This is a genomic window from Streptomyces sp. NPDC003027 (assembly GCF_053591435.1).
In genome coordinates, this window is the sequence record NZ_JBSFTU010000072.1 from 1 (window position 1) to 20,685 (window position 20,685).

The following is a 20,685-nucleotide window of genomic DNA, read 5'->3' on the forward strand; positions in this document are numbered from 1 at the left end:
CGACCGACGACAACGCGGCGTGGGGGCCCCTCCCGTGCCCGAAGGGCTACGGGGGAGCGGTGCCAGGGCACGCGAGCCCGGCATGATCCGAACGACAGGCCCTAGCCCTCGTCCGCGACCGTGAACAGACCGCCGTCCGGGTCCCGCAGGATGACCTCGCGGCCGCTGCCCGCCGCCACCACCTCGGAGGCCGTCCCGCCGCCGATGCGCAAGGCCGTCTCGACCGTCTTCTCGACGTTCTCGACCCGGAAGTGGACGTGCCAGCGCGGCCGGATCTGCGGGTCCGGCGCGGCCTCCACCGCCCCGCCGGAGAGCCGGGCGACCGTGACACCGCCATGGCTGAGCACCACATGGTCGTCCTCGTACGCGACCTGGCAGCAGTCCGGTGCCTCGCCAGCCCAGTCGAGGACCTCGGCGTAGAAGATCGCCGCGTCGAAGGCGTTCCTCGTCCGCAGCTCCAGCCAGGCCGGGGCGCCGCCCCGGCCCACGCTCCACCGGGGGATGACCTCGCCCTCCCAGATCCCGAAGACGGCGCCCTCGCGGTCGGCGGCCAGGGCCGCGCGGCCCGTCCCGAACCGGAGGGGGCCGACGGCCACGGTGGCACTGCGCTCCCGGATACGGGCGGCCGTCAGATCGGCGTCGGCCACGGCGAAGTACGGAGTCCAGGCCACCGCCACCGCCAGACGCGGGGCCAGCGCGCCGATCCCGGCGACCGGCGCCCCGTCGCGGAAGGCGACCGAGAACTCCTCGCCCAGGCGCGTGGGCCGGAACTCCCAGCCGAACAGCGCACCGTAGAAACTCTCCGCGGCCCGCAGATCACGGGTCATGAGACTGACCCAGCAGGGAGCGCCGGGCGCGGCGTGGCTCGAGGTCGACACAGCCTTCATCCATCCGTCGTGGGCGCCTGACAGCACCTCATCCCATCCCACCCCCGGCAAGATCGCCATTCCGGCCGTGCTCGGCCGGGCGCCGGCCATCAGCTGCCGGCGCCCCCCCGGGTCAGTCCAGCGGCTCGACCACGAAGACGGGAATCTCGCGCTCGGTCCTGTGCTGGTAGTCGGCATAGTCCGGGTAGGCGGCGACCGCCCGCTCCCACCAGACCCGCCGCTCCTCCCCGGTCACCAGCCGGGCCCGCATGTCCTGCGTCTTCGGCCCGTCCCGCAGCTCGACCACCGGCGAGGCGACCAGATTGTGGTACCAGACCGGATGCCTCACCGCTCCGCCGTTCGAGGCCACCAGGGCGTACACGCCCTCGTGCTCCACCCGCATCAGCGGTGTCTTGCGCAACTTCCCGCTCCGGGCGCCGACATTCGTCACCAGGACCACGGGCAGGCCCCGGATCGTGGTGCCCTTCGTACCTCCGGAGGACTCGTACAACTCGACCTGGTCCCGCACCCATTTCGTCGGGCTGGGCTCGTACTCCCCTTCGAGCGGCATGGTGTCGTCCCGTCCCCTTCGTCCTCGGTCGCCGGTCTTCGGCTTCGCGGTCCGCGTACCGGGTACCCGCTTCACCGGCGTGGTCCGCCGTCGCGACGCTATCCGACCCCGCGCCCACGCGCACGCACGCACGCGTGCCCCGCCGGCGTGCGAAGCGGCCCCGGTTGCGAAAACCTGGGGGGAGTCAGGAGACCGCAGCGCACACACGGAAGGACCGGGGAAACCACGTGGCGGAAGTCCGCACCGCGCTACGACAACCGATGGCCGGGCTGCTCGCACGACGCAAGGAGCCGGCCGTCGTCCAGACGCTCCGATCGACCGCGGCGGCGACCATCGCGTACGTCGTCGCGCTCCAGCTCAGCAGCGAACCAGCACCCCTGACGGCACCGCTCACCGCGCTGCTCGTCGTGCAGGTCACCCTCTACTCCACGCTCACCACCGGAATCCGCAGGGTCAACTCGGTGGTCGTCGGCGTGCTCATCGCCATCGCCTTCAGCGTCCTGGTCGGGCTCACCTGGTGGAGCCTCGGCCTGGTCATCCTCGCGGCGCTGGTGGTCGGCAGATTCGTACGCGTCGACGAGTTCGTGCCCGAGGTGGCCATCAGCGCGATGCTCGTCCTCGGCGTCACCCAGGTCGCCGACACCGCCTGGGACCGCGTCCTGGAGACGCTGATCGGCGCCGTGGTGGGCCTGTTGTTCAACGTGCTGCTTGTCCCCCCGGTATGGGTGGAGACGGCGGGGGAGTCCATCGAGGACCTCGCCCGGCGCATGCGACAGCTGCTGCTCGGCATCGGCGAGGAACTCACCTCGCCCATCCCCGTCGCGCAGGCCGCCGCCCGCCTCCACGAGGCGCGCCGGCTCGACAACGACATCGCCGACGTCGACGCGGCCCTGCGCCAGGCGGAGGACAGCCTGCGCCTCAACCCGCGGGTCAAGGAGGGCCTGCTGCACCGCATCGTGCTGCGGACCGGCCTGGACACCCTGGAGATCTGCGCCGTCGTGCTGCGTGTCCTGGCGCGCACGCTGACCGACCTCGCCAAGGAACGGGAGGACGAGGACCTCTTCCCGCAGGAGGTCGGACCCGCCCTGGAGGAGCTGCTCGCGCACGTCGCCGACACCATCGTCAGTTTCGGCGTCCTCGTCACCACCCGGGTGAGCGAGAGCGCGGACGCCGCCGAGGAACGGCTCACCGGTGAGCTCCTCGCGGCCCGTGCCGTCCGGGACAACGCGGCGGAGCTGCTGCTGCGGGTCGTCCAGCACGAGCCGCGGCAGTGGCAGCTCTACGGCGCGCTGCTCGCCGAGGTCGACCGGATCCTGGACGAACTCGACCTCGACCACCGGTCGCGCCGCCTGATGGAGGAGCTGGACCGCCACTCGCGCGAACGCAGGGAGAAGCGGCCGCGGCTCTCGGCGCTCCGGGAAAAGCTGGGCGTCTGAGCCGGTCGGCCGGTCCGCCGGCCCGCCACCGGGGGACGGCCGGCCGTACGATCCGGTCGGGCGGTCCACGCCGGGGACGTTCATGATCAGTTCCGGTCGTTCATCAGCTCCTGGAACGAGTGCATGCAGGACGCGCAGTGGCGGTCGGTCCGGTCGCGTTCTTCGGTGGGCACCCCGTGGAGGGACTGGCCGCACAGCGCGGTCGGGTTTCCCACGGGGGCGACGTGCCAGACGAAGACCCCGTCCGGGGTCGCGATGCCGACGTGCATTTCGTACATGGTCGTCTCCATGCTCGGTCGGGCGGCTTGTCCCTCCAGTGCACCGGAGACAGGGCCGGTTGCACGCCCGGAGCGCCGCTGTTCGGGTGACGGGCGGATGGCCGCACCGGCGGTGACCTGGGCGGATACGGGCCCGCATCCGACAGCCCGCCCACCGGCCCGAGGATGGCTACGCTGGATGCGGGGGCGGCTGAGGACGAGGCCCGGTGGGAGGCGACCCATGAGACGACGCCACCATTTCCACATCGACCACGCGGGGCACTCGATCAGCGCGACCGTGCAGACGGGACGCACCGCCGTGGTGGAGGTCCTCGTCGACGGCAAGGAAGTGGGGTACGCGAAGACGTCCGGCGACCGGACGGTGCCGGTGACCGTCGAGCTCCCGACCGACCCGCCGACACCCGTCACGGTCCGCGCCACGCCGGGCCCCGGCATCCCCCGCTGCGTGCTCGAAGTGCCCGGCACCGAGCCGCAGATGATGTCCCCGCGCCCCTACTGAAGCCCGGGACAGCTCTCGACCACGTTCCCCCGGCGGGCATGACCCGCCGGGGGACGTTTCGCTGCGCGGTCGCCACCGCCCCCACCGGGAACGAAGTGGATCGAACCGGTGGAACACCGCCCCGATCGCCGCTCCGTCAGGTCAACACTCGGTAACGCCAACGGGCTTGTCGGACAGAAGACTTCCTTCCGCCCGCCTCGTCTGGGATCTTGCGTCCACCCCACACATCACACGGCCCGGTCGACGCCACCAGCGCCACCGGGCCATCGGAGGACGCATTGTTTTCCCACATATCCAGCCGGTTGAGACACTCCGCCATGGCGGCGGCCGCCCTCGGCGCGACCGTGGCCCTCGCGGCGCCCGCGGGACTCGCGTACGCGGCGCCGACCGCCGTCCCGGAGCCCCCGTCCCCGTCGGCGCGCACGGCGGCGCCGACCACCACGACGACGGCGGCGAAGACCTCTTCGGCCTGGGCGGCCGGCACCCGCGCCTATCTGGTGATCACCGCCCCCGGTGACACCTCGGCCGCGCGCACCGCCGTCGCGAACAACGGCGGTTCCGTCTTCGCGTCCTACGACGCCATCGGCGTGATCGTGGCGCACTCGACGTCGGCGTCCTTCGCCTCCACGATGCGCGCCGTGAGCGGCATCCAGCAGGTCGGCGCGACCCGGACCTCCGACGTCCCGGCCGATGCCTACAACCCGGCGCTCCCGGCCAACCCGTCGCAGTCCACCACGACGCTGACGGAGACCAACCGCTGGGACATGACCCAGATCAAGGCCGACCAGGCCTGGGCGGTGACCACCGGCTCCGCCGCCGTCAAGGTCGGCATCCTCGACACCGGCGTGGACGACCAGCACCAGGACATCGCGCCCAACTTCAACGCAGCCGACTCCGTCTCCTGCGCCTACGGCAAGCCGGACACCCGGGCCGGCGCCTGGCGGGACATCGACACCCACGGCACGCACGTCGCCGGCACCGTCGCCGCCGCCAAGAACGGCAAGGGAGTCATCGGTGTCGCGCCGGGTGTGAAGATCTCCTCGGTCCGCATCGCCGAGAAGCCGAGCGGCCTGTTCTTCGCGGAGAACACCATCTGCGGCTTCATGTGGGCCGGTGACCGCGGCTTCAAGGTCACCAACAACAGCTACTACACCGACCCGTGGCAGTTCAACTGCCCCGACGACGCCGACCAGGCCGCCATCATCGAGGGTGTCCGCAGGGCGCAGGCGTACGCGGAGAGCAAGGGCTCCCTCCAGGTCGCCGCCGCCGGCAACTCCAACTACGACCTGGCCAACAAGACGACCGACAGCGAGAGCCCCAACGACTCCACGCCGGTCACCCGCACGATCACCAACGCCTGTATCGACATCCCGACCGAGCTGCCCGGCGTCGTGACCGTCGCCGCCATGGGCCAGGGCAACGTCAAGGCGTCGTACTCCAACTTCGGCAACGGCGTCATCGACATCGCGGCCCCCGGCGGCGACGGCACCTCCGGTGTCTACTCCACCCTCCCGGGCGGCAAGTACGGCAGCAAGAACGGCACCTCGATGGCCGCCCCGCACGTGGCGGGCGTCGCCGCGCTCATGGCGAGCGTCGACCCGACCCTCACCCCGGCGCAGATCCGCGACCGGCTGGCCGCGCAGGCGGGCGACATCGCCTGCCCGTCCGACAGCCGCTGCACGGGCACGACGACCAAGAACGGCTTCTTCGGCGAGGGCCAGACCGACGCGCTCAAGGCCGTCGGCGGCGCCACCCCGCCGCCCGGGAAGTACTTCGAGAACCTCACCGACGTCGCGATCGGCGACAACACCACCGTCGAGAGCCCCCTCACGGTGAGCGGGGTGAGCGGCAACGCGCCGTCGACCCTCAAGGTGGGAGTCGACATCAAGCACACCTACATCGGTGACCTCAAGGTCGACCTGGTGGCCCCGGACGGCACCGTCTACACCGTCCACAACCGCTCCGGCGGCGGTACGGACAACATCGTCCAGACCTTCACCGTCAACGCCTCCGCGGAGGTGGCCAACGGTGTCTGGAAGCTGCGGGTGAACGACAACGCCAACCAGGACACCGGGCGGATCGACGCCTGGAACCTGACCTTCTAGCACCACCGTCGAGCACGGCAGCCGCCCGCCCCGGCCCGCCAGGCCGGGGCGGGCGGGCGGGTGTCAGGCGTCCTCGCGCAGCAGGTCCGCGCACTTCTCGCCGATCATCATCGTCGTGATGCACGGATTGACGGTGACGAGATCCGGCATGACCGACCCGTCCGCCACCCGAAGGCCCTCCACGCCCTTCACCCGCAGGCGGGCGTCGAGGGGAGCCGTCGGATCGTCGTCCGCGCCCATCTTCACCGTGCACGCCGGGTGGTAGACGGTGTTGTGCGTCTTGTGGATGTAGTCGAGCAGCTCGTCGTCCGTGTGGACGGACGGCCCCGGGGCGAGTTCGGCGCCCGCCCACCCGGAGAGCGCGGGCTGTCCGGCGATACGACGGGCCAGCCTGAGGCCGTACGTCATCACGCGCACGTCGTGCTCGTGCGTGAAGTACCGGGGGTCGACCTTCGGCTTGTCGCGGTAGTCGCGGGTCCGCAGCCGCACCGTGCCGCGCGACTTGGCGCGCGTGACGTTGGGCGTCAGACAGAAGGCGTTCTCGGACGTCGGATAGCCGTGCCGGGCGGTGTTCATGTCGAACGGCACCGACCCGTAGTGGAACATCAGGTCGGGGCGGTCCAGGCCCGGCTCGGTGTCGTAGAAGATGCCCGCCTCCCACCACTGGCTCGACACCGTGGGCATCGGCTGCTTCGCCTCCCACATGATGACGCCCTCGGGATGGTCCTGGAGGTTCTCGCCGACTCCGGCGGAGTCCACCACCACGTCCACGCCGACCTCCCGCAGATGCGCCGCGGGGCCGATGCCGGACAGCATCAGCAGCTTCGGGGTGTCGATGGAACCGCAGGAGACGACGACCTCACGGCGGGCCCGGACCGTACGGGTGTGGATCAGGTCCGGATCCAGGTACTCGGCGCCCACACAGCGGCGCCCGTCCAGGACCAGCTTCTTCGCCCGTACGCCGGTCCGGATCTCCAGGTTGGGGCGCTTGCCCATCACCGGATGCAGATACGCCACCGAGGAGGACTGCCGGATGTTGTTCTCGTCGGAGTTGATCTGGAACCAGTTCGCACCGCGCACCACGGTCGTACCGGTGTTGAAGGCGGTCGTGGGAATGCCGGCCTGGTCGCACGCCTTCAGCAGCGCCTCGCCGCACGGGTCCCCGCCCTTGAGCGTGCGGAGCTTGACGGGCCCGCTCCGGCCGTGGTGGTCGCCCGGCGCGTCGTTGTTCTCCAGACGGCGGTACAGCGGGAAGAGGTCCGCCGCGCTCCACCCCGTACAGCCGGCCGCCGCCCAGTCGTCCAGGTCCTCCGCCGGCGCCCAGAAGGCGATGCACGAGTTGTGCGAGGAACAGCCGCCGAGGACCTTGGCGCGGGCGTGCCGCATGAAGCTGTTGCCGCTCGCCTGCGGCTCGACCGGGTAGTCCCAGTCGTAGCCGGAGTCGAGGAGACCCATCCAGCGGTCCAGCTTCAGGACGTTGTCGTCCCCGACGTCGCTGGGCCCCGCCTCGAGGACGCACACCGTGACGGTCGGGTCCTCGCTGAGCCGCGCCGCGACGACGTTGCCCGCGGTACCGCCGCCGACCACGACGTAGTCGAAGACGTCATCGAACTCTTCGGTCATGAGGGGGTGACCTCCTTCAGTGCGACAGGCTCAGGGGCCGCCGCGGCGGCGTGTTCGGCGAGAACGCCCGTACGGTGCCGCTGGACGAACCAGTAGTAGGTGAAGCCGCCCAGCGCGATCGCGCCGACGAACAGGACCGCGCCCCAGCGCAGGTACCAGTGGAACGGCGCGGCGGCGTTGTACACGGCCGCGCGCGGCCAGATCAGGTTGAGCGTCATGGCCCCGCCCCACAGCACGGCGAGGATGTTGACGGGAAGGCCCCAGCGGCCGAGCGAGAACCTGCCCTCGACGGGCTTCCACCGGCCGCGCAGCCGCGCGACCAGCATCGGTCCGGTGACCAGCAGATAGGCGACGTAGATCATCACGATGCCGATGCTGGTGACCACGGTGAAGATCTGCGGCTGGCGGATGTTGACCAGCAGGATCGCCAGCGCGAGGACTCCGATGAGCACGGTCGGCAGGATCGGGGTGCCGAACCGCGGGCTGACCTTCGCGAGCCGCGAGGACGCCGGCAGGTTGTTGTCCCTCGCCATCGCGAAGGCGAGCCGGACCGCCGCCGTGTGCACCGCGAGGGCGCAGACGGTGACCGCGATCAGCACGCACCAGAGCATCGCCTTGCCGGCCGTCGGCCCGAGGACGTCGAGGACGACGTACTGCAATCCGTCCGAGGACAGTTTCTCGCCCCGCAGATCGGACACGCTCATCAGGGCGAGGATCAGGATGAGGCCGCCGAGGACGAACGAGGCGACGATCGCCCGGATGATGGCGCGCGGCGCGTTGCGCGAGGGATCGAGCGACTCCTCCCCGAGGGAGGCCGCGGTGTCGAAGCCGTACATCACGTACGCCGAGGCGAGGGAGGCGATCAGGAACGCGCCGAGGTAGCCGAAGGGCTGGCCCGAGCCGGTGCCGGCGGTCTCGGTGACCACCTGCGGGCCCCGGACGACGTTCACCGCGAGCAGCACGATGAGGACGACGGTGGCGATGAGTTCGAGGAAGACACCGGCCGTGTTGATCCGGGCCATCAGCTTCACGCCGAAGGCGTTGACGACCGTGGTGAAGAGGATCAGACCGGCGGCCAGGACCACCGCGTTGGTCGCCACGTCGTACGTACCCGTGCCGTCCCCCACGAACTGGAAGACGGAGGATATCTGAGGAAGCGTCAGCTGGTAGGCGAGAGCGACCGCGGCGATCGAGACGACCGAGGCGATGAGCATCATCCAGCCGGCGAGCCAGCCGACGTGCCCGTTGCCCACCTTCTTCGCCCAGTTGTAGATGGAGCCCGCCACGGGGTAGCGGGCGGCCAGCTCGGCGAAGCAGAGCGCCACCATGAACTGCCCGGCGAAGACCATCGGCCACGACCACCAGTAGGCCGGGCCGCCGCTGGCGAAGCCGAAGTAGAAGAGCTGGAAGGTGCCGGTGAGGATCGAGATGTACGAGATTCCCGCCGCGAACGTGTGGAAGTTGCCGAGCGTCCGCTTGAGTTCCGGGCGGTAGCCGAACTCGGTGAGCTCCGCGTCATCGCCCGGCGGGGAGAGTGGTTCCGTTGGCATGGGTCGACTCCTGGACGGTAGAGAGGGTTTCAGGCGAACCAGCCCTGCGGCTCCGGCGCGGTGTTGCGCCAGATGTGCTTCGTCTCGCGGTACTCCGCGAGACCGGCCGGTCCGAGCTCACGTCCCGTGCCGGACTGCTTGAACCCTCCCCACTCGGCCTGCGGCAGGTAGGGGTGGTAGTCGTTGATCCACACCGTGCCCAGGCGCAGCCGGCCCGCCACGCGCCGCGCCCTGCCCTCGTCGCCCGTCCACACCGCGCCCGCCAGGCCGTAGATCGTGTCGTTCGCGAGCCGCACGGCCTCGTCCTCGTCGCGGAACCGCTCCACGGTCAGGACCGGTCCGAACGACTCCTCCCGCACCACCGACATCCGCGCGTCGCACTCGTCGAGGACGGTCGGCAGGTAGTAGAACCCGCCGTCGTACGCGGCCCCTTCGGGCCGGGCACCGCCGCAGCGCAGCACCGCGCCCTCGGCGAGACCCCGCTCCACATACGCCGCGACCTTCTCGCGATGGGCGGCCGAGATCAGCGGCCCGGTCTGCGCCCGCTCGTCGAACGGCCCGCCCAGCCGGATCTCCCCGGCCCGGCGCACGACCTCGTCCACGAACCGGTCGTGCAGCGAGTCCTCCACGAGCAGCCGCGCGCCCGCCGAGCAGACCTGCCCCGAGTGCAGGAACACCGCCGTCAGCGCCATGTCGACGGCCGTCTCGAAGTCGGCGTCCGCGAAGACGATGTTGGGGTTCTTGCCGCCCAGTTCGAGCGCGACCTTCTTCACCGTCCCCGCGGCCGCCGCCATCAGCCGCCGGCCGGTCTGCAGACCACCGGTGAAGGAGAGCAGATCGACGTCGGGGTGGTCGGCGAGCGGCGCGCCCGCCTCCGGCCCGGCGCCCAGCACGAGGTTGGCGACACCGCCCGGCAGGCCCGCCTCGGCGAGCAGCCGCATCAGGTGGATCGCCGTGTGCGGGGTGAGCTCGCTCGGCTTCAGGACGAAGGTGTTGCCCGCGGCGAGCGCCGGTGCCACCTTCCACGCCGTCTGGAGCAGCGGATAGTTCCACGGTGTGATCAGCCCGCACACCCCCACCGGCTCGTACACGACCTGGCTGTCGGCCGTCGCCGTGCCGGTCTCGATCACCCGTCCCGTCTCGGCGGCGGCGAGCCGCCCGAAGTAGCGGAAGCAGTTCACGATGTCGTCGATGTCGTAGGCGCTCTCCACCAGGCGCTTGCCGGTGTCGAGGGACTCGGCGCGCGCGAGCGCGTCCTTGTCGCGCACGAGAAGGTCCGCCACCCGCAGCAGCAGGTCACCGCGGGCCGCGGCCGGCGTGGTGGGCCACGGGCCCTCGTCGAAGGCGCGGCGCGCGGCCGCGATCGCCTCGACCGTGTCCTTGCCGCCGGCCTCGTCCACGACCGCGATCAGGGCGCCGTCGGCGGGGCACCTGATCTCCCGGGTCCGCTCGTCGAGCGCGGATCGCCAGGCTCCGCCGATGAAGAGTTCGGGCATGATTCTCGTTCCTCCTGGTCAGCGCCTTCTCGGGGCGCCCTTGAGCCTGAGTGCCTAACCCGACGACGGCCTTCTAATCCGAATGTGACGGTTGACACGCCTGGTCAGAGGGCCGGTCCCCCCAGCTTTCGCCGCAGCCACTCGTGGAAGAGCCCGATGTGGTGCTCGGTCGGGACGAGCACCCCGCCCGTCCGGTAGGCGCGGGAGGCCATCGCGGGCTGGGTGCGCTCGCACGCCTCGAAGTCCTGGACGTTGACCCGGTGGAACAGCTCCACCGACTTCGACACGTCCGCGCCGGACTCGACCACCTCCGGCGCGTACAGCCAGTCGCACTCCACGACCGTGCGGTCCTCGGCGAGCGGGAACATCCGGTGCAGGATCACATGGTCCGGCACGAGGTTGACGAAGACCGTCGGCTTGACCGTGATCGCGTAGTAGCGGCGGTCCTGCTCCTCGGCGACCTCGGGCAGCCTGCCGAAGCCCTCGCTGCCGTCCACGGTGAAACCCCGCACCTCGTCGCCGAACTCGGCACCGTGTCCCACGTAGTACTGCGCGGCGTAGCCGTCCGCGAACTCCGGCAGCACATCGGTGAGTTCCGGGTGGATCGTGGCGCAGTGGTAGCACTCCATGAAGTTCTCGACGATCAGCTTCCAGTTCGCCTTCACGTCGTAGGTGATCCGCCGGCCGAGCGCGAGCCGCTCCGTGCCGTACCGCTCGATGGACGCGCGGTCGCCGAGCCGCTCCACGGCGGCGCCGATCACGGTCTCCTCGAAGGACGGCGGCTCGTCCGCCAGGCACACCCAGGCGTAACCCAGCCACTCGCGCAGCGCGACCGTCACCAGACCGTAGGCGGCGCGGTCGACGTCGGGCATCTTCACCAGGTTGGGGGCGGCGATCAGCCTGCCGTCGAGGTCGTACGTCCAGGCGTGGTACGGACACTGCAAGGAGCGCCGGACCTCGCCGGACTCCTCGGTGCACAGCCGGGCGCCGCGATGGCGGCAGATGTTGAGGAAGGCGCGCAGTTCACCGGCGCGGTTACGGCTGACGATGACGCTCTCCCGGCCGACCTGGACGGTACGGAACGCGCCGGGCCTGTCGAGGTCGGCGCCGCGCACGGCGCAGAACCACATCGACTCGAAGAGCCGCTCCTGCTCCTGCCGGAAGATCTCCGGGTCGGTGTAGAAGTGGCCGGGGAGCGTGGCGATCAGGCTCGGCGGCAGGGAGGCGATCGGGGTGGTCGTCATGGCGGACTCCTCCGGGCGGGCGCGGCAATCGGCCGGCGAGGGTCGAAGGGGGAAGAAGGGGGGAGGGGCTGTGCGGCGGGTCCTCGCGGCGGATCAGCGGCGCAGACGGCTCATGCCGGGGTCGAACAGCGGCTCGTCGGCGACGGTCGCCGGCACCTTCTCGCCGAAGTACTCGATGTGCACCGCCGTGCCGGAGGCGAGCGGCGGCAGCCAGGCGTACGCGACACAGCGGCCCAGGGTGTAGCCGTAGGACGCGCTCGTGACGTATCCGGCCGGTCGGCCGCCGAGGTGCACGGGCTCCTTGCCGAGGACGACGGCCGCGGGGTCGTCGAGGAGCAGCGCCGTGAGCCGGCGGCGCGGTTCGCCCGCCTTCTCGAGAGCGGCCCTGCCGACGAAGTCCCCCTTGTCCATCCGCACGGCGAAACCGACACCGGCCTCGTACGGGGTGTCCTCGGCGGTCATGTCATGGCCCCAGGAGCGGTAGCCCTTCTCCAGGCGCAGGCTGTCGAAGGCGGACCGCCCGGCGGCGATCACCCCGTGCTCGCGGCCCGCCTCCCAGAGGGTGTCCCAGAGCCGCAGCCCAAGATCGGCGCTGGTGTACAGCTCCCAGCCCAGCTCACCGACGTAACTCAGCCGCATCGCCGTCACCGGCACATGTCCGAGGTAGGTCTCCTTCGCCCGGAAGTAGCCGAAGCCCTGGTGGGAGAAGTCGTCGCGGGTGAGCGGCCGCACCAGGTCGCGGGCGAGCGGGCCCCACACACCGATGCAGCAGGTGCCGGAGGTGATGTCGCGGATGTGGACGTCGCCGGGCGCGTGCCGCAGCAGCCAGTCCTCGTCGGCGGGGCTGTTGGCCCCGATCTGGAACCGGTCGGGCCCGAGCCGTGCCACGGTCAGGTCCGAGCGGATCCCGCCGGTCTCGTCGAGGAGCAGGGTGTAGGTCACCGCCCCGGGCTTCTTGGCGAGGTTGTTGCTGGTCATGCGCTGGAGGAAGGCCAGGGCGCCGGACCCGGTGACCTCCAGCCTGCGCAGCGGTGTCATGTCGTAGAGCGCGACCCTCTCCCGGGTCGCGCGCGCTTCGGCGGCGGCGATCGGCGACCAGTAACGGGCCGACCAGGCGTCCCGCGCGGGCAGGTCGAGGCCCTCGGCGAGCGGGGCGTTCGCCTCGTACCAGTGCGGACGCTCCCAGCCGCCGCCCTCCAGGAAGAACGCGCCGAGCTGCCGCTGCCGGGCGTGGAAGGGGCTCACCCGCAGGGGGCGCGGCCGCTCCACGGGCTGCGAGGGGTGCAGGATGTCGTACACCTCGACGAACTGCCGGGCGCCGCGCTCGTGGACGTACGCGGGGGAGCGCTGGGCGTCCTCGAAGCGGGTCAGGTCGCACTCGTGGACGTCGATCGAGGGGCGCCCGTCGACCATCCACTCGGCGACGGCCCTGGCGACACCCGCGGAGTGCGTCACCCAGACCGCCTCGGCGAGCCAGAAGCCGCGCAGGGAGCGGACCTCGCCCAGCAGGGGCATGCCGTCGGGGGTGAAGGAGAAGACGCCGTTGAAGCCCTCCTCGATCTCCGTGCCGGCGAGCGCGGGCAGCAGGCCGCGGCACTCCTCCCAGCTGGGCGCGAAGTCCTCGGGGGTGAAGGGGTACGCCGACGGCATGCGCGTGGGCGTCACCGCGGCGTCGTCGTAGGCGGGGACGGTGAACGGGTCGACGGGCAGCGGCCGGTGGGCGTAGCTGCCGATGCCGATGCGGTCGGTGTGCTCGCGGAAGTACAGATCGCGGTCCTGGAACCGCAGGATGGGCCGGGACGCCTCCGTACGGGGGTCATTGACGCCCGCCAGCTCCGGCAGGGGCCGGGTCTTCGCGTACTGGTGGGCGAGCGGCAGCAGCGGCACGTCCACCCCCGCCATCCGGCCGACGACCGGACCCCAGAAGCCGGCGGCGGACACCACATGGTCGGCGGGGAAGGTGCCCCGGTCGGTGACGACACCCGTCACCCGGCCGTCCTCCCGTTCGATGCCGGTGACGGTGTGCCGCTCCAGGAAGCGGGCGCCACGGCGCTCGGCGCGCTCCCTCTGGGCCCGGCAGGCGAGGACGGCCCGGGCGAGCCCGTCGTCGGGGGTGTGGAAGCCGCCGAGGACCTTGCTCGCGTCGAGCAGCGGCCACAGCTCCTGGCAGCGCTCGGGAGGGACGAGTTCGCCCCGGATGCCCCAGGAAGCGGCGTGGCCGGCCCTGCGGTGGAGATCGGCCCAGCGCTCCTCGGTGGTCGCGAGCTCCAGGCCGCCCACCGGGTTGAAGCAGGGGAGGCCGTCGACCTCCAGGGCGCTGAACTTCTCGACGGTGTACATGGCGAACGTGCTGAGCGTTCTGGACGGACCGGTGCGGAAGACGAGGCCGGGGGCGTGGGAGGTGGAGCCGCCGGGCGCGGGCAGGGGGCCCTGTTCGAGGACCGTGACATCGGTCCAGCCGCGGGCGGTCAGCTCGTCCGCGAGCGAGCAGCCGACGATGCCGGCGCCGATGACCACGACACGGGGACTGGGTGCGGGCGCGGGGGACATGCCCCTCCTTGAGTCGGGGGGATGAGTGGCTTCTACCGGGCGGCGGCCGGCGGCGCCGACCCCGCCTGCCGTCACAGGACCACGACCGAGCGCAGCACCTCGCTCCGGTGCATCTTCTCGAAGGCCGCCTCGACCTCGTCCAGGGAGATCGTCTCGGAGACGAAGGCGGTGAGGTCGAGGAGGCCGTAGAGGTACTGGTCGATGAGGAACGGGAAGTCGCGGCTCGGCAGGCAGTCGCCGTACCAGGAGGACTTCAGCGCGCCGCCGCGCGAGAACAGGTCGATCAGCGGCAGGTCGATCCTCATCTGCGGGTCGGGGACGCCGACTTGGACGAGCACGCCGGCGTGGTCGCGCATGTAGAACGCCTGCCGGTACGTCTCCGGCCGGCCGACCGCGTCGATCGCGATGTCCACCCCGAATCCGTCGGTGAGCGCGCGCACGGCCTCGACGGGGTCCGTGCCACGGGAGTTGACCGTGTGGGTCGCCCCGAACCTCTCGGCCTGGTTCAGCTTCCGGTCGTCAATGTCGACGGCGATGACCTTGCGGGCGCCGTTCAGACAGGCTCCGGCGATCGCGGCGTTCCCGACGCCGCCGCAGCCGATGACGGCGACGGTGTCGCCGCGGCCGACGCCCCCGGTGTTCACCGCCGCGCCGTAACCGGCCATCACTCCGCAGCCGATGAGTCCGGCGGCCTCGGGGCGGGCGGCCGGGTCGACCTTCACGGCCTGGCCGGCCGCGACCAGCGTCTTCTCGGCGAAGGCGCCGATGCCGAGCGCGGGGGAGAGGGGCGTGCCGTCCAGCAGCGTCATCGGCCGGGTGGCGTTGCGGGAGTCGAAGCAGTACCAGGGGCGGCCGCGGCGACAGGAGCGGCAGCTGCCGCAGGGGGCGCGCCAGGCCAGGACGACGTAGTCGCCGGGTGCCAGGTCGGTGACTCCCTCACCGACGGACTCGATGGTGCCGGCCGCCTCATGGCCGAGCAGGAACGGGAAGTCGTCGTTGATCGCGCCCTCCCGGTAGTGCAGATCCGTGTGGCAGACGCCGCAGGCCTGCACGCGGACGAGTACCTCGCCGGGGCCGGGGTCGGGCACGACGATCGTCCGCACCTCGACGGGCGCACCCTTCTTGACGGCAACGACGGCACGGATCTCATGGGGCACGAGGATCTCCTCTGCTGTTGCGCATTGCACGTTGGGTTGCGCGATGGGGAACATAGTGGGAACGGTGGCAACGGCCCGTCAAGAGGCCGGTGTCAACGGCTCGCAAAACCGGTCCACGCGGGGAGACACCCCCACACACACGACGACGCGGGGCCGGGTCGGCCCGGCCCCGCGTCGCAGGGAGGTCGCCGCGCGATCTGCGGCTCTGGTGGATCGGCTCTGGGTGGATCGCGGCTCTGGTGGATCGGCTCTGGTGGATCGCGGCTCTGGGTGGTCGCGTCAGAAGCCGTGCCCCATGCGCCGGGACAGTTCGTCGGCCGCCACGACGGTGCGGGCGGCGAGCTCCGGGAGCCGGTCCCGCTCCAGCCGGTAGGCGGGCCCGGAGACGCTGAGCGCGCCGATGACCTTGCCGTCGTGTGCCCGCACCGGCGCCGCGACCGCGTTGAGGCCGAGTTCCAGCTCCTCGGCGGCGATGGCGAACCCCTGCGCGTACGCCGAGTCCAGCTCGGCGCGCAGGATGCCCGCGCTGGTCACCGTGTGTTCGGTGAAGCGCGGCAGCGCCCGGGCGAGCAGCCCCTCCCGCAGGGTGACGGGCAGATGGGCCAGGAGCACCTTGCCGCTCGACGTGGCGTGCAGCGGCGTCCGCCTGCCCAGCCAGTTCTGCGCGGTGACCGAGGCCGGGCCGCGCGCCTGCATGATGTTGACCGCCGCGTCGTCGTCGAGGACCGCGATGTTGACCGTCTCGCCCAGCTCGTCGGCGAGTTCCCGGCAGACCGGGGCGCCCTCCTGCGAGATGTCCAGGCGCACGGCCGCCGCCCCCGCCAGGCGCAGGATGCCCGCCCCCAGGAAGTACTTGCCCCGGTCCTGCGCCTGCGCCACGAGCCCCCGGGCCTCCAACGCTCCCAACAGGCGGAACGCGGTGGACTTGTGCACCTCCAGCTCGTCGGCGATGTCCGTGACGCCGGCCTCCCCGTGTCTCGCCAGGATCTCCAGCACGCTCACGGCGCGGTCCACGGACTGGATCGCTCCCGCTCCTCCCCGGGTCGCGCGCTCCGCCGTCTCGTCGGTCTGGTCAGCCACTGTGTGCTCGCGGGTCATAGCTCAACTCTCAGCCATCGGGCGGCCGTCGGGCGCGCATCTCCGGGAAGCCCTTGACGCGGCGGGCACCCCGACCGGATTCTGTTGCGCATAGCGCTCCCTCATGCGCCATACGCAACGACATGTTACCGAAGAGTCCTGGATCGAGGGGGGCCCCGTGATTCCCGTCTGCCGCCTTGAAGACCTCCCCGCGGGCGAATCCGTCCGTATCGACACCACACCGCCGATCGCGGTTTTCCACACCGAGGGCGAGCTGTACGCCATCGACGACACGTGCACCCACCAGGACGCCTCCCTCTCCGAGGGCTGGCTCGAAGGCTGCCTGGTCGAATGCCCGCTGCACGCCGCCTCATTCGATCTCCGCACCGGCCGGCCGACCTGCCTCCCCGCCCGCCGTCCCGTCCGCACCCACCAGGTCGTCGTCGTCGACGGCGTCATCCATGTCCGCCCGGCCGCGCAGGAGGACTCCGCAGCATGAGAACAGTGACCGTCGTCGGTGCCTCGCTCGCGGGCCTGTACGCCGCCCGTGAGCTGCGCGCCCAGGGCTTCGACGGGCGGCTGGTGATCGTGGGGGAGGAACACCACCGCCCGTACGACCGACCGCCGCTCTCCAAAGACTTCCTCGCCGGACGCGCGGACGAGGACCGACTCGCCCTCTGCGACGCCGAGGAGGAGACCGAACTCGCCGCGGAGTGGCTGCTCGGCACCCGCGCCCGCGCGCTCGACGCGCCTGGCCGCACCCTGCGGCTCGAGAACGGGCGGACCATCGTCACCGACGGGGTCGTCATCGCCACCGGCGCCCGCGCCCGCCGACTGCCGGGCGCCTCCGGACTCGCCGGGGTCCACACCCTCCGCACGCTCGACGACGCCCGCGCCCTGCGCGACGCGCTGAGCGGCGGCAGTCGGCGGGTCGTCGTGATCGGCGGCGGTTTCATCGGCGCCGAGACCGCGTCCACCTGTGCCGGGCTCGGCCACGATGTCACCGTCGTCGAGGCCGCCCCCCTCCCGCTCGTCCCCCAACTGGGCCCCGAGATGGCCGCCGTCTGCGCCGCCCTGCACCGGCGCGGCGGAACCGAGCTCCTCACCGGCACGGGAGTCGCCCGGCTGCACGGGCACGGCGGTGCCCGCGCCGTCACCGCGGTGGAACTGACCGACGGCCGGGTGCTCCCCGCCGATGTGGTCGTCGTCGGAATCGGAGCCGTACCCCACACGGACTGGCTCGCCGGCTCCACACTCCCGGTGAACGACGGTGTCCTCTGCGACGACGGCTGCGCCACCGCGCTGCCGCAGGTCGTGGCGGTGGGGGACGTGGCCCGGGTCGGCGGGCGGCGCACCGAACACTGGACCAGCGCGACCGAACAGCCCGCCGTCGCCGTACGCAATCTGCTGGCCGGCCGCACCGTCGACAGCACCCGTCCGCTGCCCTACTTCTGGTCGGACCAGTACGGCGCCCGCATCCAGTTCGCCGGGCGGCGCCGGGAGGGGGACACCGTCAGGATCGTCGAGGGCTCGACGGACGAGGGGAGCTTCCTCTGCCTGTACGAGCGCGACGGCCGTACGACGGCGGTCCTCGCCGTCGACCGGCCCCGGCCCTTCCTGCGTGTACGCCGTGGACTCGCCCGCGAGGCGGCCCGGCACGCACCCGCCGTCTGATCCGCCGGACCTCGGCCCTGGCGGGCCTGGGGAGACCCCATGCACCAGACCCCGCTCCCTGATCCGGCCTGATCCAAACGAAAGACCCTAGGCCGCCGGCCGGGACGCGGTCAGGACACCGATCTTGTCGATGCGGTGCTCGGGGTTGTTGTTCTCGTCGCGCCAGTGGTTTCCGGCCGCGTTGTCCTCCGGCGTGGCGCAGGTGGAGATCGTGATCATGGCCTTGGTCGGCTTCTCGCCCGGCGCGCCCGGCACCGGGGCGCGCTGCTCGGCGAGGGAGCGCTCGGACCGGAACGAGGTCTTACGCGTCTGGACGATCTCGTACTCGTGCACCGTGCCGTCCGCCGCCCTGACGAAGACGGAGTCGCCGACCTCGACGGCCGGCAGATCACGCAGCGGTGCTCCGGCGGAGAGCCGGTGGGCGGTCACCAGGAAGTTGCCGATCTCGCCCGGACCGACACCGCCCCGCTCGCCCCGGGGGCTCGCCGCGACGCCCCGGTCCTGGATCCGGGTGCCCGGCGTGTCGTCGGTCGTCCCCTCGTACGGGACGACACGCAGGTCCTTCACGCCGATGGACGGTATGGAGAGCCGGGAGGGCTGATCCTTCCTGTCCGGCTCCGGGGCCGGCGCGACGGCGACGGTGGTGGTGGCGGCGACGGCGGCGGCGGACGTTCCCGCCGGCCCGGGGGAGGAGGCGGTCCGGTGATCACCGAGCGAGGAGCAGCCGACGAGCGCGGCGAGAGCCGCGGCGGCAAGGGCGAGGGGGACGGCGGGTCGGATCATGGCGCTTCCCGAGGGGCCGGGGATCTGGGGCCACCAGGTGAGCATGGCCGTTCAGCCGCATAACGGCCGGAGCCGATCCCGTATTCCGGCGAAAGCGCCCCTGCCGCGGGCCGCCCGCCCACTCACGCCACACCCCCTGAATGATCGAAAGAGGGGCGGGTTAGCATATGAGCGCCGCCTAGCTCGAAAGATAAGCCTGTGACTGTCAATGACGACTCGTTCACCAATTGGAAGAACCGCGAGGAGATCGCGGAGTCGATGATCCCGATCATCGGGAAGCTGCACCGGGAGCGGGACGTCACCGTCCTTCTGCACAGCCGCTCCTTGGTGAACAAGTCGGTGGTCAGCATTCTCAAGACCCACCGATTCGCCCGGCAGATCGCTGGTGAGGAGCTCTCGGTCACCGAGACGCTGCCCTTCCTCCAGGCCCTCACCACGCTCGACCTCGGCCCTTCCCAGATCGACATCGGCATGCTCGCCGCGACGTACAAGAGCGACGACCGCGACCTGTCCGTGGAGGAGTTCACGGCCGAGGCCGTGGCCGGTGCCACCGGCGCCAACAAGATCGAGCGCCGCGAGGCCCGCGATGTCGTCCTCTACGGCTTCGGCCGCATCGGCCGCCTCGTCGCCCGCCTGCTCATCGAGAAGGCCGGCTCCGGCAACGGTCTGCGTCTGCGCGCGATCGTCGTCCGCCGGGGCGGCGAGCAGGACATCGTCAAGCGCGCCTCGCTGCTGCGCCGTGACTCCATCCACGGCCAGTTCCAGGGCACGATCACGGTCGACGAGGCCACCAGCACGATCGTCGCCAACGGCAACGAGATCAAGGTGATCTACGCCGGCGACCCGTCCGAGGTCGACTACACGGCGTACGGCATCAAGAACGCCATCCTCATCGACAACACCGGCAAGTGGCGTGACCGCGAGGGTCTGTCGAAGCACCTGCGCCCCGGCATCGACAAGGTCGTCCTGACGGCCCCGGGCAAGGGTGACGTCCCCAACATCGTCCACGGCGTCAACCACGACACGATCAAGCCCGACGAGCAGATCCTGTCCTGCGCGTCCTGCACCACCAACGCGATCGTCCCGCCGCTGAAGGCGATGGCGGACGAGTACGGCGTGCTCCGCGGCCACGTGGAGACCGTCCACTCGTTCACCAACGACCAGAACCTGCTGGACAATTACCACAAGGCCGACCGTCGCGGCCGCTCCGCGCCGCTCAACATGGTCATCACCGAGACCGGTGCCGCCTCCGCCGTCGCCAAGGCGCTGCCCGACCTCAAGGCGCCGATCACCGGCAGCTCGATCCGCGTTCCGGTCCCGGACGTCTCGATCGCGATCCTCAGCCTGCGCCTCGGCCGCGAGACCACCCGCGAAGAGGTCCTGGACTACCTCCGCAACGTGTCGCTGACCTCGCCGCTCAAGCGCCAGATCGACTTCACCACGGCCCCCGACGCGGTCTCCAACGACTTCATCGGTTCGCGCCACGCCTCGATCGTCGACGCCGGCGCCACCAAGGTCGACGGCGACAACGCGATCCTGTACCTCTGGTACGACAACGAGTTCGGTTACTCCTGCCAGGTCATCCGCGTCGTCCAGCACGTCTCGGGCGTCGAGTACCCGACGTACCCGGCTCCGGCGGTCTGACTCCGCCGTAAGGCCTGATCCGCCGCCCCGTCGAACGGGGTGGCGGTGGGGGGGGGGGGGGGGGGGCGGCGGGGGGGGGCCGCCGCCCCCTCCGGGTGGGGGCGCCCCCCCCCCCCCCCCCCCGCCGGCCCC

The 20,685-nt window shown here is 71.4% G+C and carries 17 protein-coding genes; 6 read left to right on the forward strand and 11 right to left on the reverse strand.

Features of this window, described 5'->3' with window-relative positions; all coding sequences use genetic code 11:
• Positions 1-101 precede the first annotated feature (101 nt).
• Positions 102-827 carry a VOC family protein gene (locus ACWDX6_RS29955; RefSeq protein ID WP_451488012.1) on the reverse strand — a complete coding sequence of 242 codons (726 nt, stop codon included), beginning with the start codon at positions 825-827 and terminating at the stop codon, positions 102-104.
• Positions 828-999: 172 nt separating this feature from the next.
• Positions 1,000-1,437 (reverse strand): nitroreductase family deazaflavin-dependent oxidoreductase, encoded by a 438-nt coding sequence (locus ACWDX6_RS29960; protein ID WP_451488013.1) that lies wholly within the window; start codon positions 1,435-1,437, stop codon positions 1,000-1,002.
• A gap of 260 nt (positions 1,438-1,697) precedes the next feature.
• Here ACWDX6_RS29960 and ACWDX6_RS29965 point away from each other — a divergent pair, with 260 nt between their 5' ends.
• Positions 1,698-2,873, forward strand: coding sequence for an FUSC family protein (locus ACWDX6_RS29965; protein WP_451488025.1), 1,176 nt, complete (start codon positions 1,698-1,700; stop codon positions 2,871-2,873).
• Positions 2,874-2,959: 86 nt separating this feature from the next.
• Here ACWDX6_RS29965 and ACWDX6_RS29970 read toward each other — a convergent pair whose 3' ends face one another.
• Complete coding sequence (locus tag ACWDX6_RS29970) at positions 2,960-3,151, reverse strand: hypothetical protein (RefSeq protein WP_451488014.1); 192 nt, start codon at positions 3,149-3,151, stop codon at positions 2,960-2,962.
• 220 nt (positions 3,152-3,371) lie between these two features.
• On the opposite strand from ACWDX6_RS29970, the gene ACWDX6_RS29975 reads away from it, so the two are divergent.
• Together ACWDX6_RS29975 and ACWDX6_RS29980 are read left to right on the forward strand one after the other, a co-directional pair.
• Positions 3,372-3,650 (forward strand): hypothetical protein, encoded by a 279-nt coding sequence (locus ACWDX6_RS29975; RefSeq protein WP_451488015.1) that lies wholly within the window; start codon positions 3,372-3,374, stop codon positions 3,648-3,650.
• A gap of 317 nt (positions 3,651-3,967) precedes the next feature.
• Positions 3,968-5,755 carry a S8 family peptidase gene (locus ACWDX6_RS29980; RefSeq protein WP_451488026.1) on the forward strand — a complete coding sequence of 596 codons (1,788 nt, stop codon included), beginning with the start codon at positions 3,968-3,970 and terminating at the stop codon, positions 5,753-5,755.
• Between the two features lie 63 nt (positions 5,756-5,818).
• Here the strand turns inward: ACWDX6_RS29980 and ACWDX6_RS29985 are convergent, their stop codons facing one another.
• From ACWDX6_RS29985 to ACWDX6_RS30015, 7 genes are all read right to left on the reverse strand, one after another.
• Positions 5,819-7,378 (reverse strand): GMC family oxidoreductase, encoded by a 1,560-nt coding sequence (locus ACWDX6_RS29985; RefSeq protein ID WP_451488016.1) that lies wholly within the window; start codon positions 7,376-7,378, stop codon positions 5,819-5,821.
• Positions 7,375-8,928, reverse strand: a complete 1,554-nt coding sequence (locus ACWDX6_RS29990) for an APC family permease (protein WP_451488017.1) — start codon at positions 8,926-8,928, stop codon at positions 7,375-7,377. The genes ACWDX6_RS29985 and ACWDX6_RS29990 overlap by 4 nt, the downstream gene beginning before the upstream one ends.
• 29 nt (positions 8,929-8,957) lie before the next feature.
• On the reverse strand, positions 8,958-10,424 hold the full coding sequence (locus ACWDX6_RS29995; protein WP_451488018.1) for an aldehyde dehydrogenase family protein: 1,467 nt from the start codon (positions 10,422-10,424) through the stop codon (positions 8,958-8,960).
• A gap of 104 nt (positions 10,425-10,528) precedes the next feature.
• Positions 10,529-11,668 carry an aromatic ring-hydroxylating oxygenase subunit alpha gene (locus tag ACWDX6_RS30000; RefSeq protein WP_451488019.1) on the reverse strand — a complete coding sequence of 380 codons (1,140 nt, stop codon included), beginning with the start codon at positions 11,666-11,668 and terminating at the stop codon, positions 10,529-10,531.
• 93 nt (positions 11,669-11,761) lie between these two features.
• On the reverse strand, positions 11,762-14,218 hold the full coding sequence (locus tag ACWDX6_RS30005; protein WP_451488020.1) for a GcvT family protein: 2,457 nt from the start codon (positions 14,216-14,218) through the stop codon (positions 11,762-11,764).
• Between the two features lie 71 nt (positions 14,219-14,289).
• Positions 14,290-15,375 carry an S-(hydroxymethyl)mycothiol dehydrogenase gene (locus tag ACWDX6_RS30010; RefSeq protein ID WP_451488021.1) on the reverse strand — a complete coding sequence of 362 codons (1,086 nt, stop codon included), beginning with the start codon at positions 15,373-15,375 and terminating at the stop codon, positions 14,290-14,292.
• Positions 15,376-15,654: 279 nt separating this feature from the next.
• Entirely contained in the window at positions 15,655-16,398 is a 744-nt protein-coding gene (locus ACWDX6_RS30015) for an IclR family transcriptional regulator (RefSeq protein WP_403290469.1), read from the reverse strand.
• A gap of 232 nt (positions 16,399-16,630) precedes the next feature.
• Between ACWDX6_RS30015 and ACWDX6_RS30020 the strand changes: the two genes are divergently transcribed.
• Both ACWDX6_RS30020 and ACWDX6_RS30025 read left to right on the forward strand, forming a co-directional pair.
• Entirely contained in the window at positions 16,631-16,951 is a 321-nt protein-coding gene (locus tag ACWDX6_RS30020) for a bifunctional 3-phenylpropionate/cinnamic acid dioxygenase ferredoxin subunit (RefSeq protein ID WP_403290162.1), read from the forward strand.
• Entirely contained in the window at positions 16,948-18,126 is a 1,179-nt protein-coding gene (locus ACWDX6_RS30025; protein WP_451488022.1) for an NAD(P)/FAD-dependent oxidoreductase, read from the forward strand. The genes ACWDX6_RS30020 and ACWDX6_RS30025 overlap by 4 nt, the downstream gene beginning before the upstream one ends.
• Before the next feature lie 87 nt (positions 18,127-18,213).
• On the opposite strand, the gene ACWDX6_RS30030 is transcribed toward ACWDX6_RS30025, so the two are convergent.
• On the reverse strand, positions 18,214-18,909 hold the full coding sequence (locus ACWDX6_RS30030) for a class E sortase (RefSeq protein ID WP_451488023.1): 696 nt from the start codon (positions 18,907-18,909) through the stop codon (positions 18,214-18,216).
• 198 nt (positions 18,910-19,107) lie between these two features.
• Here ACWDX6_RS30030 and ACWDX6_RS30035 point away from each other — a divergent pair, with 198 nt between their 5' ends.
• Positions 19,108-20,553 (forward strand): glyceraldehyde-3-phosphate dehydrogenase, encoded by a 1,446-nt coding sequence (locus ACWDX6_RS30035; protein ID WP_451488024.1) that lies wholly within the window; start codon positions 19,108-19,110, stop codon positions 20,551-20,553.
• The last annotated feature ends 132 nt before the right edge of the window (positions 20,554-20,685 follow it).

Bases quoted from the DNA above. Each gene is read 5' to 3' on its own strand.
- ACWDX6_RS29985 (WP_451488016.1), bottom strand. From the start codon at position 7,378: ATGACCGAAGAGTTCGATGACGTCTTCGACTACGTCGTGGTCGGCGGC.
- ACWDX6_RS30005 (WP_451488020.1), bottom strand. From the start codon at position 14,218: ATGTCCCCCGCGCCCGCACCCAGTCCCCGTGTCGTGGTCATCGGCGCC.
- ACWDX6_RS29995 (WP_451488018.1), bottom strand. From the start codon at position 10,424: ATGCCCGAACTCTTCATCGGCGGAGCCTGGCGATCCGCGCTCGACGAG.
- ACWDX6_RS29955 (WP_451488012.1), bottom strand. From the start codon at position 827: ATGACCCGTGATCTGCGGGCCGCGGAGAGTTTCTACGGTGCGCTGTTC.
- ACWDX6_RS30025 (WP_451488022.1), top strand. From the start codon at position 16,948: ATGAGAACAGTGACCGTCGTCGGTGCCTCGCTCGCGGGCCTGTACGCC.
- ACWDX6_RS29975 (WP_451488015.1), top strand. From the start codon at position 3,372: ATGAGACGACGCCACCATTTCCACATCGACCACGCGGGGCACTCGATC.
- ACWDX6_RS29960 (WP_451488013.1), bottom strand. From the start codon at position 1,437: ATGCCGCTCGAAGGGGAGTACGAGCCCAGCCCGACGAAATGGGTGCGG.
- ACWDX6_RS30000 (WP_451488019.1), bottom strand. From the start codon at position 11,668: ATGACGACCACCCCGATCGCCTCCCTGCCGCCGAGCCTGATCGCCACG.
- ACWDX6_RS29965 (WP_451488025.1), top strand. From the start codon at position 1,698: ATGGCCGGGCTGCTCGCACGACGCAAGGAGCCGGCCGTCGTCCAGACG.
- ACWDX6_RS29970 (WP_451488014.1), bottom strand. From the start codon at position 3,151: ATGTACGAAATGCACGTCGGCATCGCGACCCCGGACGGGGTCTTCGTC.
- ACWDX6_RS29990 (WP_451488017.1), bottom strand. From the start codon at position 8,928: ATGCCAACGGAACCACTCTCCCCGCCGGGCGATGACGCGGAGCTCACC.
- ACWDX6_RS29980 (WP_451488026.1), top strand. From the start codon at position 3,968: ATGGCGGCGGCCGCCCTCGGCGCGACCGTGGCCCTCGCGGCGCCCGCG.
- ACWDX6_RS30030 (WP_451488023.1), bottom strand. From the start codon at position 18,909: ATGATCCGACCCGCCGTCCCCCTCGCCCTTGCCGCCGCGGCTCTCGCC.